A 14,573-nucleotide genomic window follows, 5' to 3' on the forward strand; every position below is an offset into this window, starting at 1 on the left:
TGCTGCGGGACACCCTGCGAAGCGGAGACTATAGCCGAACGGACCTTTCAGCTACACGCGGCGCCTTATCGAACGGCCCTCGCCACGCTCTGCAACTGCGTGAACGCCTCGAATCGCGCGTCATGCAGGGCGGCAATCCCGGACGTGGCCGGCGCGTGGACCTTGCTGATCCGCGACATCCGCGCCATGGCCGATCGCACGTCGTCGAACAGGCCGCCGGCTACCGCGCTCAGCATCGCGGCGCCCAACAGCACGGGCTCCTCGGCCTCGCTCACCAGCACGGGCTTGCCAGTCGCGTCGGCCAGAAGCTGGCGCACGAGATCCAGCCGCCCCGCGCCGCCGCTGATGACCACCCGCTCGATCGGCGCGCCTGCAGCAGCTTGGGCTTCGATGATCTGGCGCAGACCGTAGCCGATGCTGCAGATGCCAGCGACGTAGAGCGCCACGAGGCTGTCCAGATCTGTTTCCATCCCGAGGCCCGCAATGACCGCTCTCGCATGCGGATCGGCGAACGGCGCGCGATTGCCGAGGAATTCCGGAACCACATGCAGACCTTGGGCGAGCCTCACCGCTCCCGACAGCTCGTCGGACGCCTGCACCGCCAGCCCCGCGAGCATCACGGGCAGCGACTGGCCTGCTTGCGCCGCGCGTTCTTGCGTCTCGCGAGCCAGCGGGTGCATCGCGATGAGCCGCTCGATCGCCGCACCGGCCACGGACTGCCCGCCTTCGTTCAGCCAGGCCTGCGGCACCATCGCCGAAAAATACGGCCCCCACACGCCGGGCACGAAGACCCGCTCGCGCGTGGTCGTCATCGTGCACGACGAGGTGCCGAACACGTAAGCAAGACAGGCCTCGGGCGCGCCGTCGGCGCCCACCGTGCCGATGCCGCCGGCGTGCGCGTCGATCACGCCCGCAGCCACCGGCGTGCCGGCGCGCAGGCCAAGGTCCGCGGCGGCCTGCGGCGTCAGCCCGCGCCCAAGCGGCGTACCGGGCTCGACCACGCGCTGCCCGATACGCGCAAACCCCTCGTCGGCGAGGACGCCGAGTCCCACGGTCCGAAAATAGCTCTCGTCCCAGCGCCGTTCGTGCGCGAGATAGGTCCACTTGCAGGTGACGGTGCACGTGGACCGCGCGAGATCGCCGCTCGCGCGCCAGGTCAGGAAGTCGGTCAGATCGAAGAATTGCCACGCCGCCTCGAACACAGCGGGACGGTGCTCGCGGAGCCACAGCAGCTTCGGCGTCTCCATTTCGGGCGAGATCGTGCCGCCGACGAACCGGAGCACGGCGTGGCCGGTGTCATTGATGCGCTGCGCCTGATCGACGGCGCGGTGGTCCATCCACACGATGATGTCGCGCTCGGCGTTTTCGGTGGGTCCCACGGGCAACGGCCGGCCGCCCTCGCCTAGCACGACCAGCGAGCAGGTCGCGTCGAAGCCGATGCCGGCGATCGCGTCGGGCGCGATGGCGGCCGCCGCCAGTGCGTCCTGCACGGCGCGGCAGACGGCGCGCCAGATCTCGGTGCTCGACTGCTCGACAATGGAGCCGCTCGAACGAAACAAGGTGATGTCGTGCTTCGCCGATGCCACCATGCCGCCCGCCGGATCGAAGATGCCGGCGCGGGCGCTGCCCGTGCCCACGTCCACCCCGATCACGTAGCGCGGGCCATGCGCCGCGCGGGCAGTCGGATTGTCTAAGGTCATCGAATGTTTCCTGTCAGATGAAAATGAGCCGCGCCCGCTACCGAACCACCTTCTCCCGCCCGTAAAGCATCATCATCACGATGATCACCAGACCGAAGACCACTTGGCGGAAGACATCCGCAGGCAGCTTGATGCCGATTGCCGCGAAATAGTCCTGCGGCTGCAGCACGGAAAGGATCGATTGCAGCAGCGTAATCAGAATCACGCCGGCAATCGTGCCGAGATAGGAGCCGCGGCCGCCGAGCACATTGGTGCCGCCCAGCACGATCGCCGCGATGGTGGGTAAAAGATAGGGGTCGCCCATCGCCTGATAGGAGCGATTCGCCCAACCGGCCAGCATCACGCCGCCAGCCGCCGCGCAAGCGCCGCACAGTGCAAACGCGATCAGAGTCACACGCCGGGTGTCTACGCCGGATAGAAACACGGCCCGCTCCCGATTGCCGATCGCGTAGATCTGGCGGCCGAGCCGGGTGCGCGTCAGCATGTAGACCGTGCCGGCCCCGAGCGCGATCCAGACGAGCAAGGGATTGGAAACGCCGGGAATCAGCTGGCCGCTCGCGACCGCGACCATGAGTTCCGTGGCCCGATCCTGCGGCGCGAAGCCGCCGGTGTGATAGACCATGAGCCCTTGGGCAACGGCGTTCATGCCCAGCGTGAAGATCATCGAAGGCGCACGCAGATAGGCCACGCCCAGGCCGTTCACCACCCCCACCAGGAAACCGCAGAAGATCCCGAAGGGGATGGCGAGCGGGCCGCCGAGTGCGGGCCCGAGGATTCCCGAAGCGCCGGTGGCCATCATGCCGCCGATGGCGATCGTCCACGGAATCGACAAGTCGATCTGCCCCATCAGGATCACGATCATCTCGCCCGTCGCGATCGTGCCGAGGAACGAGGCCACTTGAAGCTGCTGGGCCAGGTACTCGACGGATAGAAAGCCCGGCTTGGCCACGGCGCCCAACAAGAGCAGCAGCAGAATGCAGCCGAAGGCGATCAGCGTCGCGGCGTCGATCTTGGGCAGGGAGCGAGGCATGGGCAGCATTAGCGAAAGAGGTCCAGCTTGTTGCGAACGCGCAGCAGGCGCAGCGAGCCGAGGCTGACCGCGAACAGCAGAACGATCCCGACGAAGAGCGGCTGCAGCACCGGATTGATATTGAACACGACGAGCAGATCGCCCACCGTCCGCATCACGAAGGCCCCGAAGATCGAGCCGACCACGCCGCCGACGCCCCCGAAGAGCGAAGTGCCGCCGATCACCAGCGCTGCGATCGAGTTCAGCGTGTAGTCGCCGCCGAGCGCGGCGCGCGCTTCGCCGGAAAACGTAATGCAGGTCAGCAGCAGCCCGCCCAGCGCGGCGAACAGCCCCGCGAGCGTATAGGCGCAGAGCTTCGCCCGCGCGATCGGGACACCCGACATATAGGCCGCCTGTTCCGACGACCCCACCGCATAGGCGGCCCGCCCCAGCGTGGAGTTCCGGTAAGGGATCCAGACGAAAACGACAGCGCCCAGAATCAGCAGCGCGGAGGACGGCACGCCAAAGGTCGAGCGCGTCATCAAATCGGCGAAATCGCCGTTGATGTCGCCGCCCGGCTGCGGACGCAGCGCGAGGGCGATGCCGAAATAGATCGCGCTGGTCGCAAGCGTGGCGATCAGCGGCTGCAATCGGCCATAGACGACGATCAACCCGTTCACCAGCCCGCACAGCAGGCCCGCCGCCAGCACGCCGACGATGCCGAGCGCAGTCGTCGCCGGACCGCCGATCACGATGGTCGATGCCAGACAGTTGGCCAGCATGAAGGTCATGCCGACCGAAAGGTCGAGCCCTCCGGTCAGCACCGGCAACGTCTGCGCCATGGCCACGAGTGCGAGCAGCGCGCCCTTGTTCGCCGCCGTGTTGACGACATCGGCGGAAAGCCCGATCGGTTGGGCCGCGCCGTACACGGCGAACATCGCCACGAAAATGGCGATGGCGATCAGCGCGCCGCGCTGCGCCGCGAACCAGTAGCGCCAATAGCCCCCGCGCGGTCTGCCCGTCATGGTCTTCCTCGTTTGGCGATGGTCAGGTTACGCGGGCATTTACGCGGCATTCGAAGCAGGCCGGTTCGCGGACGATGCCAGGTTCAGCGCGGCGCCCACCAGGTTATGCTCGGTCAGCTCGGCGCCCTGCAGCATCCGGCTGACGGAGCCGTCGTAGAAGATGGCCACGCGGTCGCAGCAACCGATCAGCTCGTCGTAGTCCGTCGAATAGAAGAGCACTGCGGTGCCCTGCTCCGCCAGCCGCCGCAGCAGCTGATAGATCTCCTGCTTGGTGCCGACGTCGATCCCTCGCGTCGGATCGTTCAGCAGCACGATGCGCGGCTTCGTCATCAGCCACTTGCCGATCACCACCTTCTGCTGGTTGCCGCCCGACAGCGCGGCCACGGGACCATCGAGCCCGTCCGACTTGATCGCCAGCTGGCGCACCAGCGCATCGATCAGCGCAAGCTCGGCCTTGCGGTCGATCCGGCCGAACCGGCTCACCGCATCGAGCGCGGCGAAAGAGAGATTCTCGCGCACCGTCATCGGCAGCATCAGCCCTTCGTTCTTGCGGTCCTCGGGAATCAGCGCCAGCCCGAGCGCGGGCGACTTCGCCTGACGGGGACTCGTGATCTTCACGGGCTTACCCGCCACTTCGATCTCACCCTCGACGCCGATCAGCGCGCCGAACAGCGCCAGCAGGAACTGCCGCTGCCCCTGGCCATCGAGCCCGCCAAGTCCGACCACTTCGCCCGGATGCACCTCGAGCGAGACATCCTTCAATTCTCCCGCCCAGGAAAGATGGCGGACCGCGAGCGCCGGTTTCCCCTCGCGCTTCGTCCCGCCGAGCGGCGGGAAGGCGCTCGAGTATTCCCGGCCGATCATCATTTCGACGATGGCGTCATCCGAGCGGGTGCCAGCGGTGAAAGTCTCGATGTAGCGGCCGTTGCGGAATACGGTGCAATCGTCGGCCAGCTCCGCGATCTCGTGCATGCGGTGAGAGATGTAGATGATCGCCAGCCCTTCCGCCCGGAGACGCTTCAGAAGCGTGAAGACCTTGGCGACGTCGGCCGAAGTCAAGGCCGAGGTCGCTTCGTCGAGGATCAGCACCCTCGGTTGCCGCGCCAGGGCCTTGGCGATCTCCACCATCTGCTGCCGCGACAGCGGCAGCTCGCCCACCGGCGCGTCGGGATGGATGTCCTCGCCGCCCACCCGGGCCAGCATCTCCTGCGCCTGCCGCCGCTGCGCCGCGCGGTCGATCATGCCGAACCAGCGCGGCGGATGGCTGATGCCGATGTTGTCGGCCACGGTGAGATCGGGCAGCAGCGACAGCTCCTGAAAGATGCAGGAGATCCCCGCATCGGCCGCCGCTCCGGGCGTGGCGAAGCTGACCGGCGCGCCGCCGAGAAAGATGCGGCCGCGGTCAGGCTGCACGACGCCGGAAAGGATCTTGATGAAGGTGGACTTGCCCGCCCCGTTCTCGCCCAGCAGCGCGTGGATCGAGCCTGCGCGGCAGGCGAATTGCACGTCCTCCAATGCTCGAACGCCGCCGTATTGCTTCGACACCCCCTCCACCCGCAGGAGCGGGTCCGGCGTCCCTTCGGTCATCGTCTAGGCTCTCCCTGCTGCTCGTTAAGACGTCGGCTCTTCCCGCCCCGCGCATCCGATCAATTGTTCTGGCCGCTCTGCTTCGCAATCTCGTTGGCCGAGAAGCCGATATTGCAGCTCGGGAAGTCGTTGCCGGCAAAGAAGCTGCCCGGCAGGTCGGGGAACACGTTCTTGCCATCCGTGAACGGCGAGTAGTCGACCGAGGTGGGTAGCGCGATGCTTTGCGGAATCACTTTGCCCTGCAGCGCCGAGATCGCGGTCTTGATGGCCACCGCGCTCTGCGCCGGACCGGTGCCGCCGGACTGGCAGGTCAAGCCGGCCTTGTCGCAGAGCTGGCGATACGCGTTCTCCGTCTCGCCCGAGATCGGCGCCTTGAACTTGCCGGCGTCGAGCATCGCTTGAACCGTCCCCTGCGATCCGCCCTGAACGTAGATGCCGTCGAACACGCCGCCTGCCGCGATCGCGTCCGCAGTGGCCTTCTGCGCATCGCCCGGCGCCCAGTTGCCGATCACGTCGACCACCTTCACATTGCGGCCCGACTTGCTGAGCACGTCGTGAAAGCCCTTGTCGCGGGCGAGGTCGACCGGCTGTCCGGACGGCCCGCGCACGTGCAGGAAGGTCAGGTCGCCCGACTTCTTGGCTTGCTTGAGCAGGAAGGTGGCGGCCATCTCGCCGAGGCCGGTCTGGTTCACGTTGACCGAGATCTGGTCCGGGCTGTCGATCACGTTGTCGAATGACACGACCACCACGCCCTTTTCATTCGCCTTGTGCACCACGCCCTTGAAGGCTGCGGAGTTGTTGGCGTCGATGATGATCGCGTCGAAGCCCTGGTCGATGAAATTGTCGGCGGCGGCGATTTGCGCGGCGATGTCCTGGCCGACAGAGACGACTTTGAATTCCTTGATGTCGGCCTTCACCGCGGGTTGAGCGACGTAGGCTTTGGCGACCCGGATCATCTGGACACGCCAGTCATTGGCGATGAATCCGTTCACCAGCGCGATCCGGTAAGGACCGTGCTTTGCAGGCCACTGGAAGAATCTCGTGCTGGCGGATTCCGGCTTGAAACAAGCCGCATCCGCACCTGGACCGCTCAGCACTTTGGGGCCTGCCGCAATGGCTTGCGTAGAGAGTGCAACCGCAAACAGCGTTGCGACTACGGTGGACTGCAGAGCTTTCCGCATACTTTTCATCGATGTCTCCCCCGTCGACAAAATGTGTACCAGACCGACCAAATCAAGTCTGGTAAGCGGCATTTGGCCTGTCAAGGACTATCAACGGCGCGACCACTAAGTGGGACGCCCCTTCTCGCCGGCGCTCCGCGCACGCTCCTAATACGTTGGACCCACGGGGGTAAAGTCGAAGATTCGGATCCCCTCGGCGAGTTCCACGACGTTGTGCCATTCCTCCCGCTCGATCGCGCCGCGCACGTCGCTAAGGCCCCCTTCCCACAGCTCGGTCATGGTGGCCCGCGAGAACTCGTAATCCTTGAAGTCGGACGAGTGCGTATTGTGGCGATTGGTGAAGTGGACCAGCGCCACCGCCCCTCGCGTGCTGACCTCGGTAAGCCGTTGCACATCGGGATCGGAGCGAAGCTCCGCAGGGAGCTTCTCGAGCACGCGGCGCAGCGAGCCGCGCATGTCCTCGATCTCCTTGATGCGCGCCGAGCCGAAGCGCGACTTGCTCGCATATTGGATGTCTTTCATGCGCTCCTGCACCTGCTGCATATTCTGCGGCAGTTCACCCGCGCCGCTGAACACATCGATTTGCAGGACCAGCGCGCCCTGCCGGTAGTTTTCGTCGACGACGTACCAAAGCGGCGTATTGGACGAAATCCCGCCGTCCCAGTACCACTCGCCGTCGATGTGGATAGGCGGAAAGCCGGGCGGCAGCGCACCGCTGGCCATCACGTGTTCGGGGCCGATCTTGGTCTTCGTATTGTCGAAATAGACCGACGCCCCCGACCGGACATTGACGGTGCCCAGCGAAAGACGCACGCGCTTGCTGTTGATGAGATCGAAGTCGACCAGTTCCTCGAGCGTCGATTTCAACGGCTGCGTGTCGTAGAAACTCAGTGATGACGGGTCGCCGGGGTGCGCCATGAAGGGCGGCATGACGCGCGGCACGAAAAAGCCCGGCACGCCGAGCGCGACTGCCGACGCCGCACTGAGCGCGTTGAAGTATTGCCGCATGGGGTCTAGCGCGGCGGGCGGCATGAATGCGCTGCGCGCCGACGCGCGCTCCCAAAACTCGCGCAACCGTTCGACGCGGCGCTCCGGCGGGTTGCCAGCAATCAGCGACGCGTTGATTGCCCCGATCGATATGCCGGCGACCCAGTCGGGCGCAAAGCCCAATGCCGCAGCGCCTTCGAATACGCCGGCTTGATAAGCGCCCAATGCTCCGCCACCCTGGAGCACAAGCACTCTGCGGTCGAACTTGGCTAGTTTTTCTTTCACTTGCGAGGGTAGCTTGCCGATTCTTGTGTTCATCGTTGCATGCCCGCTTGAAGAGTTGATCAGACCCGCTCGTGCATATGTGAACTCAGCTGTACAGACCGACCGCAACCTCATGACCCGAGGCGGGCTCTCGACAATATCATAGACACCGTTTCTGAAGGCCTCGCAGTGACGCTTCCAGGGAGCAAGGATCTCAGCCTGGACCGCTCTTCACATAGCGCCATTCGAAGCCCTTTCCGCCCTCGTGCACCGTACCCGCCGACGCCTCCGGAAAATGCGCGGCAAAGACCGCCGCCCCCGTGTTCACCGCGTGTTCGAGCAGCCATTGCCGCGATTCCCGCGCCAACGTTTGATCGAGGCAAAAGGTCGAATTCCACTGCGGACGATAGACCTGCAACGGGCTATGCATCACGTCGCCCGAAAACAATGCGGTCTCTCCCTGCGAGCGAATTTCGATGGCCATATGTCCAATGCTGTGGCCCGGCGTCGGCAGAAAACGGATGCCGTCGACGATCTCCTCCCCCGCATCCGGCACCGCACGCGCCTGCTGTGCTTCGATGACGGGCAAGACGCTGTCCTCGAACACCATGCGCCGTGCCTCTCCTTGCGGCGTCGCAAAGTAGTCGCGCTCGCGCTGGCTGAAGACATACGTGGCATTCGGAAAGACAGGCGCCCAACGGCCATCGTGCCAATGCGTGTTCCAGCCGACGTGATCGACATGCAAGTGCGTCAGCAGCACATAGTCCACTTGCTCGCGCCGAAAGCCCGCCGCTTCGAGGCGCTCGAGCACGGGGTTGTCGAGCCGGTCGAACAGCGAGTTGAACGGTCGCGTCTTCCCGTTGCCGATCCCCGTATCGACGACCACCGTCAGACCGTCGACTTCGACCACCCACAAGTGCGTTCGCAACGGTACGCGCCGATTGACGAGGTCGAGGCTGGCCGTCGCGAGGTGTTCTTCCAACTCGCGGCCGTCGGCGTCGTCCCAGTCCGCGAATAATCTGTCGGGCGCGAGTGCGAAGGTGGTTTCGTCGACCCGCGTAATGGTGGCCGCGCCGACACGATAGGTAAGGGGAATGTCTTTCATGGCGATGTGCTTTTGTCGAAAGGATTGGCGCGCTGAAGCGTTGTCGTGACTATCGCCGAGCACAACATGCCTGGCTAATGCCGTTTTCTGCGGCGGGCGATGCCTTGGAGGCATCGCATTTCGCCGCGCGCTTCCGACGCTTGTGCGCTGGCTATTCGAGGTGTTCGACGAACCTGCTGAGCGCGGCGTTGGTCCCGTTAGCCGCGAAGCAGAATTCGAGCGGCAGCGGCACCGACAGATCCCGCAGTTCGACAAACCGCACCCGCGCCGGCGGACGATCGCGATTCGCGGCATTCACGATCGCGGCGCCCATCCCTGCGCAGACGAGCGAGAGGATCGCCGTTTCCGTCGCGGCTTCCTGCCGGATATCGAGGGTGAGCCCGCGTTCGGCGCACGCCGACAGCAACCGGTCGTAGTACGCCGGATAAACGCGGCGCGGAAACACGACAAACGGCACCCCCGTCAGCTCACTCGCGGCGACGGCCCCCGCTTGGCCGAGCGTCCACGATTCCGGCACGGCCAGCACAATGTTCTGTTCGAGCACCGGCACGCTCGCGATCCCTTCGGGCGACCTGCCAAAGCGATAACAAAAGCCGCCGTCGAGCTGCCCCGCCGCAATCGCCTCGAGTTGCTCCGGCGTATTCATCGGCTGGAGTTCGAGCGACACCTGCGGCACGGCCTGTTCGAACGCGCTCAATGCGCCGGAGACGATGCCGCTCCACGCCGCGTTTTCCACGAAACCGATGCGCAGATGCCCCTGCACGCCGGACGCGATACGACGCGCAAGTCGATTCGCGGCATCGACGCGCTCGAGAATCTCACGCGCCTCGGCCAAGTAGGCTACGCCCGCATCGGTCAGCTTGAGACCGCGCGGCGTGCGTTCGAACAGCGCCGCGCCAATCGTGTCCTCGAGGTCCTGGATTTGCCGCGATATCGCGGGCTGGGTCACGTGCAATTGTTCGGACGCCGCGCGTACGCTGCGCAATTCGGCGACGGCGACGAAATAGCGAAGATGCCGGAGCTCCATCTCAGCTCCCGCACGCATGAATCAAGAACTGCTGCATCGCCTGCGCGGGCGCGCTCATCTGCGCGTCCTTCCTCCACAGCATCCCCGCATCCATCTGCGGAATCGCATCGACCACCGGCCTGGCTTCGATCCGCTTGCCTTCCAGCGACCAAGGCCGAAACACCATATCCGACAGCACGGTCACCCCGAACCCGTAGGCCACGAGCCCGCGCAACGCCTCCATCGAACTCGTGCGAAACGCGATGTTCGGCGTCATGCGCTTCTTGGCCCAGTAGCGCAGCATCGACTGCTCGCCTTCGTCGACGGTCAGCAGGATATAGGGGTGCTGCGCGATGTCCTTGAGCGACGGCGTGCGCAATTGCGCGAGCGGATGCGTCGGCGCCACCCATAGCTGACGCCGCGAGCGCATCAGCACCTGGTGACCGAAACGCGAAATGCGCTCGACGTTCGACAAAATCGTGACGCCCAGATCGACCTCGTCGTTGAGCACCGCCTCTTCAATTGCAGGCCGATCGACGTCGCGCAGATCGATTTCGACATCCGGATAGCTCGCCCGAAAACGCGCAAACAGCTCCGGCAGAAAATACCCGAGCATCACGTACGACGCCGCGATCCGCACGGTGCCGTGCAAGTCGTGCGAGCGAAAGCGCGGTTTGTGCATCGCATCACGCACCGAATCGAGCACGTGCCGCGCGTGGTGATAGAAATCCTGGCCGTCGGGCGTGAGCTCGACGCCCTGCGGCAAGCGCTCGAACAGGCGCGTGCCGAGCGCGCTTTCGAGGGCCAGAACCGCATTCGTGATCGCCGATTGCGATACGTGCTCGTCGGTGGCGGCCATCGAGAACTGCCCCGTCTGGGCGGCGGCAACGAAGTAGCGCAGCTGGCGCAGCGTGACGTCCTTAGCCATGCGTTTTTCAGATACCCGAGTTATTTATTTGTGATTTTACGATAGGTAGCCGGCTTCCTATACTCCGTCCCAATATTGCCTTGACCGGAGACATCAGGCATGAATGCGCCCCTATCCCCCGAACAGCGCGACGCGCTCGCGTCATCCGCTACCCTTCCCGAAGTCACGCTCGACGACAAGTACACGCTCGAAAAAGGCCGCGTCTATATCAGCGGCACGCAAGCGCTCGTCCGTCTGCCGATGCTGCAAAAGGAGCGCGATCGCCGCGCGGGATTGAATACGGCCGGCTTCATCTCGGGCTATCGCGGCTCGCCGCTCGGCGGCGTCGATCAGGCGCTGTGGAAAGCGAAGAAGCATCTGCACGCGAACGACGTGGTGTTCCAGCCCGGCATCAACGAAGATCTGGCCGCCACCGCGGTCTGGGGGTCGCAGCAGCTCAATCTGTGGCCGAACGCGCAGCGTGATGGCGTCTTCGGCATGTGGTATGGCAAGGGTCCCGGCGTCGACCGCACCGGCGACGTCTTCAAGCACGCGAATTCCGCGGGCACCGATCCGAAAGGTGGCGTGCTCGTGCTCGCGGGCGACGACCACGCCTCGAAGTCGTCGACGGTCGCGCATCAGTCCGAGCATGCGTTCATCGCGGCCGGCATTCCCGTGCTGTATCCGTCGAACGTGCAGGAGTACCTCGACTTCGGTTTGCACGGCTGGGCGATGAGCCGCTACTCGGGCCTCTGGGTCGCGATGAAGTGCGTGACCGACGTGGTCGAGTCGACCGCCTCGATCGACCTCGATCCCGACCGCGTGCAAATCGTCACACCGACCGATTATCAAATGCCCGCAGGCGGCCTGAACATTCGCTGGCCCGATGCGCCGCTCGCGCAGGAAGCGCGTCTGCTCGATCACAAGTGGTATGCCGCGCTCGCCTACGTGCGCGCCAACAAGCTGAACCGGATCGTGCTCGATTCGCCGACGCCGCGCTTCGGCATCATGACGGCGGGCAAGGCGTATCTCGACGTGCGTCAGGCGCTCGTCGACCTCGGCCTCGACGACGATACCTGCTCGCGCATCGGCTTGCGCGTGCTGAAAGTGGGCTGCGTATGGCCGCTCGACGCGCAGGACGCGCGCGCGTTCGCGACCGGTCTCGAAGAGATTCTCGTCGTCGAAGAGAAGCGCCAGATCCTCGAATATGCGCTGAAGGAAGAGCTGTACAACTGGCGCGAGGACGTACGCCCGAAGATCTACGGCAAGTTCGACGAGCGCGACAACGAAGGCGGCGAATGGTCGGTGCCGCGCGGCGACTGGCTGCTGCCCGCGCACTATGAGCTGTCGCCCGCGCTGATCGCGAAGGCGATCGCGCGCCGGCTCGCCAAAGCCGATCTGCCCGATGACGTGCGTGCGCGCATCGTCGCGCGCGTCGCGATCATCGAAGCGAAAGAACGCGAAGCGGCCAAGCCGCGCGTGACGGTCGAACGGAAGCCCTGGTTCTGCTCGGGCTGTCCGCACAACACGTCGACGAACGTGCCCGAAGGCTCGCGCGCGCTGGCGGGCATCGGCTGCCATTACATGACGATCTGGATGGACCGCAAGACCGAGACGTTCAGCCAGATGGGCGGCGAAGGCGTCGCGTGGCTCGGCCAGATGCATTTCGCGGGCGACAAGCACGTGTTCGCGAATCTCGGCGACGGCACCTACTTCCACTCGGGTCTGCTCGCGATCCGCGCATCGATTGCCGCGAACGCGAACATCACCTACAAGATTTTGTATAACGATGCCGTGGCGATGACGGGCGGTCAGCCTGTCGACGGCATCTTGACCGTGCCTCAGATCGCGCATCAAGTCTTTGCAGAAGGCGCGAAGAAGATCGTCATCGTGACGGATCAGCCCGAGAAATACGACGCGACTGTCGCGCTGCCCAGCGGCGTGACCGTCCACCACCGCGACCGGCTCGACGCGATGCAGCGCGAGCTGCGCGAGATCGCGGGCACCACCGTGCTGATCTACGACCAGACCTGCGCGACCGAAAAGCGCCGCCGCCGCAAGCGCGGCACGTACCCGGACCCGGCCAAGCGCGCGTTCATCAACGACGCTGTCTGCGAAGGCTGCGGCGATTGCTCGGTGCAATCGAATTGCTTGTCGGTCGAGCCGCTCGAGACGCCGCTTGGCGCGAAGCGCAAGATCAACCAATCGTCGTGCAACAAGGACTTCTCGTGCGTGAAGGGCTTTTGCCCGAGTTTCGTGACCGCGGAAGGCGCGCAGGTTCGCAAGCCCCAAGCTGCGATCGGCGACAAAGCCGTGCTGCCCGACTTCGCAACGCTTCCGAAACCCACCCTGCCCGCGCTGGCGAAACCGTACGGGATTCTCGTGACGGGCGTCGGCGGCACGGGTGTCGTGACGATCGGCGGCTTGATCGGCATGGCCGCGCATCTGGAGAAGAAAGGCGTGACCGTGCTCGACATGGCCGGCCTCGCGCAAAAAGGCGGTGCCGTGCTGAGCCACGTGCAAGTCGCCGCCTCCCCGGACGCGCTGCACGCGACGCGGATCGCCACCGGCGAAGCGCGTCTCGTGATCGGCTGCGACGCGATCGTGTCGGCATCGCTCGACGTGCTGTCGCGCACGCAGTTCGGCGTGACGAACGCCGCGATCAACAGCGGCGCCACGCCGACCGCCGACTTCGTGCGCAACGCGAAGTGGACGTTCCCGGGCGCGCAGACCGAACAGGATCTGCGCACGGGCATTGGCGAGGGCTGCACCTTCATCGATGCGAACGCGCTCGCGCTGACGCTGCTCGGCGACACGATCTACGCCAATCCGCTGCTGCTCGGCTTCGCGTGGCAAAAGGGCTGGCTGCCGCTCGAACTCGCGAGCTTCATGCGAGCGATCGAATTGAACGGCGTGTCGATCGAGAAGAACCGTCTTGCGTTCGATTGGGGCCGTTACGTCGCGCAGCATGGCGCCGAAGCCATCGAAGCGTTCGCGCCGCGTAAAGCGACGCAACAGGTGATCGCGTTCAAGCCCGTTGAATCGCTCGATCAGCTCGTCGCCGAACGCGAACAACTGCTGACCGGATATCAGAACGCGGCTTACGCGGCGCGCTATCGCAGCGTGATCGATCGCATCCAAGCCAAGGAAACGCAGCTTGCCGGCGGCGATCGATCGGACGCAAAGCGCCCTTCTCTGCCGCTCACGCAAGCTGTCGCACGCAATCTCGCGAAGCTGATGGCGTACAAGGACGAATACGAAGTCGCGCGCCTCTATGCCGATCCTGCCTACCTCGACAAGCTGCGCGCGCAATTCGAAGGCGAGCCCGGCAAGGACTACACGCTCTCCTTCTATCTCGCACCGCCGCTTTTCGCGAAGCGCGACGAGCACGGGCATCTCGTGAAGCAGCGCTACGGGGCATGGATGCTGCCGGCATTCCGCATGCTCGCGAAGTTGAAGGGCTTGCGCGGCACGGCGTTCGACTTCTTCGGCAAGACCGAAGAGCGCCGCAACGAGCGCGCGATGATCGAAGACTACATCGCGATGGTCGACGAATTCTGCGCCTCGCTGGATCAGGCCAAGCTCGACGCCGCGCTCAAGCTGGCGAACCTGCCCGACGATATTCGCGGCTACGGTCATGTGAAAGAGCGCGCGGTGCAGAAGGCAGCGCTCGATCATAAGCGGTTGATGAACGAGTACCGTCAGGCACGCAAGCTGGACGCTGCCGCTTAAGTAACGTCAATAAGCAACGCAATAGAATGCGGCCGCTACGCCATCGAATGGCGCAGCGGCCGCATTGTCA

At 64.9% G+C, this 14,573-nt stretch carries 10 protein-coding genes; 1 reads left to right on the forward strand and 9 read right to left on the reverse strand.

Translation table 11 applies throughout. The annotated features are described in order from the left end of the window. Positions 1–65: 65 nt before the first annotated feature. The 9 genes from AAHK20_RS23655 to AAHK20_RS23695 form a co-directional block, all read right to left on the reverse strand. Positions 66–1,700, reverse strand: coding sequence for an FGGY-family carbohydrate kinase (locus tag AAHK20_RS23655; protein WP_449183932.1), 1,635 nt, complete (start codon positions 1,698–1,700; stop codon positions 66–68). Positions 1,701–1,737: 37 nt separating this feature from the next. After that, positions 1,738–2,730, reverse strand: a complete 993-nt coding sequence (locus AAHK20_RS23660) for an ABC transporter permease (protein WP_449183933.1) — start codon at positions 2,728–2,730, stop codon at positions 1,738–1,740. Between the two features lie 8 nt (positions 2,731–2,738). Further along, entirely contained in the window at positions 2,739–3,734 is a 996-nt protein-coding gene (locus AAHK20_RS23665) for an ABC transporter permease (protein ID WP_449183934.1), read from the reverse strand. A 39-nt stretch (positions 3,735–3,773) separates the two neighbouring features. Then, positions 3,774–5,321, reverse strand: a complete 1,548-nt coding sequence (locus tag AAHK20_RS23670; RefSeq protein WP_449183935.1) for a sugar ABC transporter ATP-binding protein — start codon at positions 5,319–5,321, stop codon at positions 3,774–3,776. 59 nt (positions 5,322–5,380) lie between these two features. Then, positions 5,381–6,511 carry a substrate-binding domain-containing protein gene (locus tag AAHK20_RS23675; protein ID WP_449183936.1) on the reverse strand — a complete coding sequence of 377 codons (1,131 nt, stop codon included), beginning with the start codon at positions 6,509–6,511 and terminating at the stop codon, positions 5,381–5,383. A 138-nt stretch (positions 6,512–6,649) separates the two neighbouring features. Further along, complete coding sequence (locus AAHK20_RS23680; protein WP_449183937.1) at positions 6,650–7,807, reverse strand: patatin-like phospholipase family protein; 1,158 nt, start codon at positions 7,805–7,807, stop codon at positions 6,650–6,652. 160 nt (positions 7,808–7,967) lie between these two features. Then, positions 7,968–8,858, reverse strand: a complete 891-nt coding sequence (locus AAHK20_RS23685; protein ID WP_449183938.1) for an MBL fold metallo-hydrolase — start codon at positions 8,856–8,858, stop codon at positions 7,968–7,970. A 151-nt stretch (positions 8,859–9,009) separates the two neighbouring features. Beyond that, on the reverse strand, positions 9,010–9,885 hold the full coding sequence (locus AAHK20_RS23690; RefSeq protein WP_449183939.1) for a LysR family transcriptional regulator: 876 nt from the start codon (positions 9,883–9,885) through the stop codon (positions 9,010–9,012). A gap of 1 nt (position 9,886) precedes the next feature. Beyond that, complete coding sequence (locus tag AAHK20_RS23695) at positions 9,887–10,792, reverse strand: LysR family transcriptional regulator (protein WP_449183940.1); 906 nt, start codon at positions 10,790–10,792, stop codon at positions 9,887–9,889. Between the two features lie 99 nt (positions 10,793–10,891). On the opposite strand from AAHK20_RS23695, the gene AAHK20_RS23700 reads away from it, so the two are divergent. Beyond that, positions 10,892–14,503 carry an indolepyruvate ferredoxin oxidoreductase family protein gene (locus AAHK20_RS23700; RefSeq protein ID WP_449183941.1) on the forward strand — a complete coding sequence of 1,204 codons (3,612 nt, stop codon included), beginning with the start codon at positions 10,892–10,894 and terminating at the stop codon, positions 14,501–14,503. Positions 14,504–14,573: the final 70 nt, after the last annotated feature.

The organism is Trinickia camelliae (assembly GCF_053525655.1).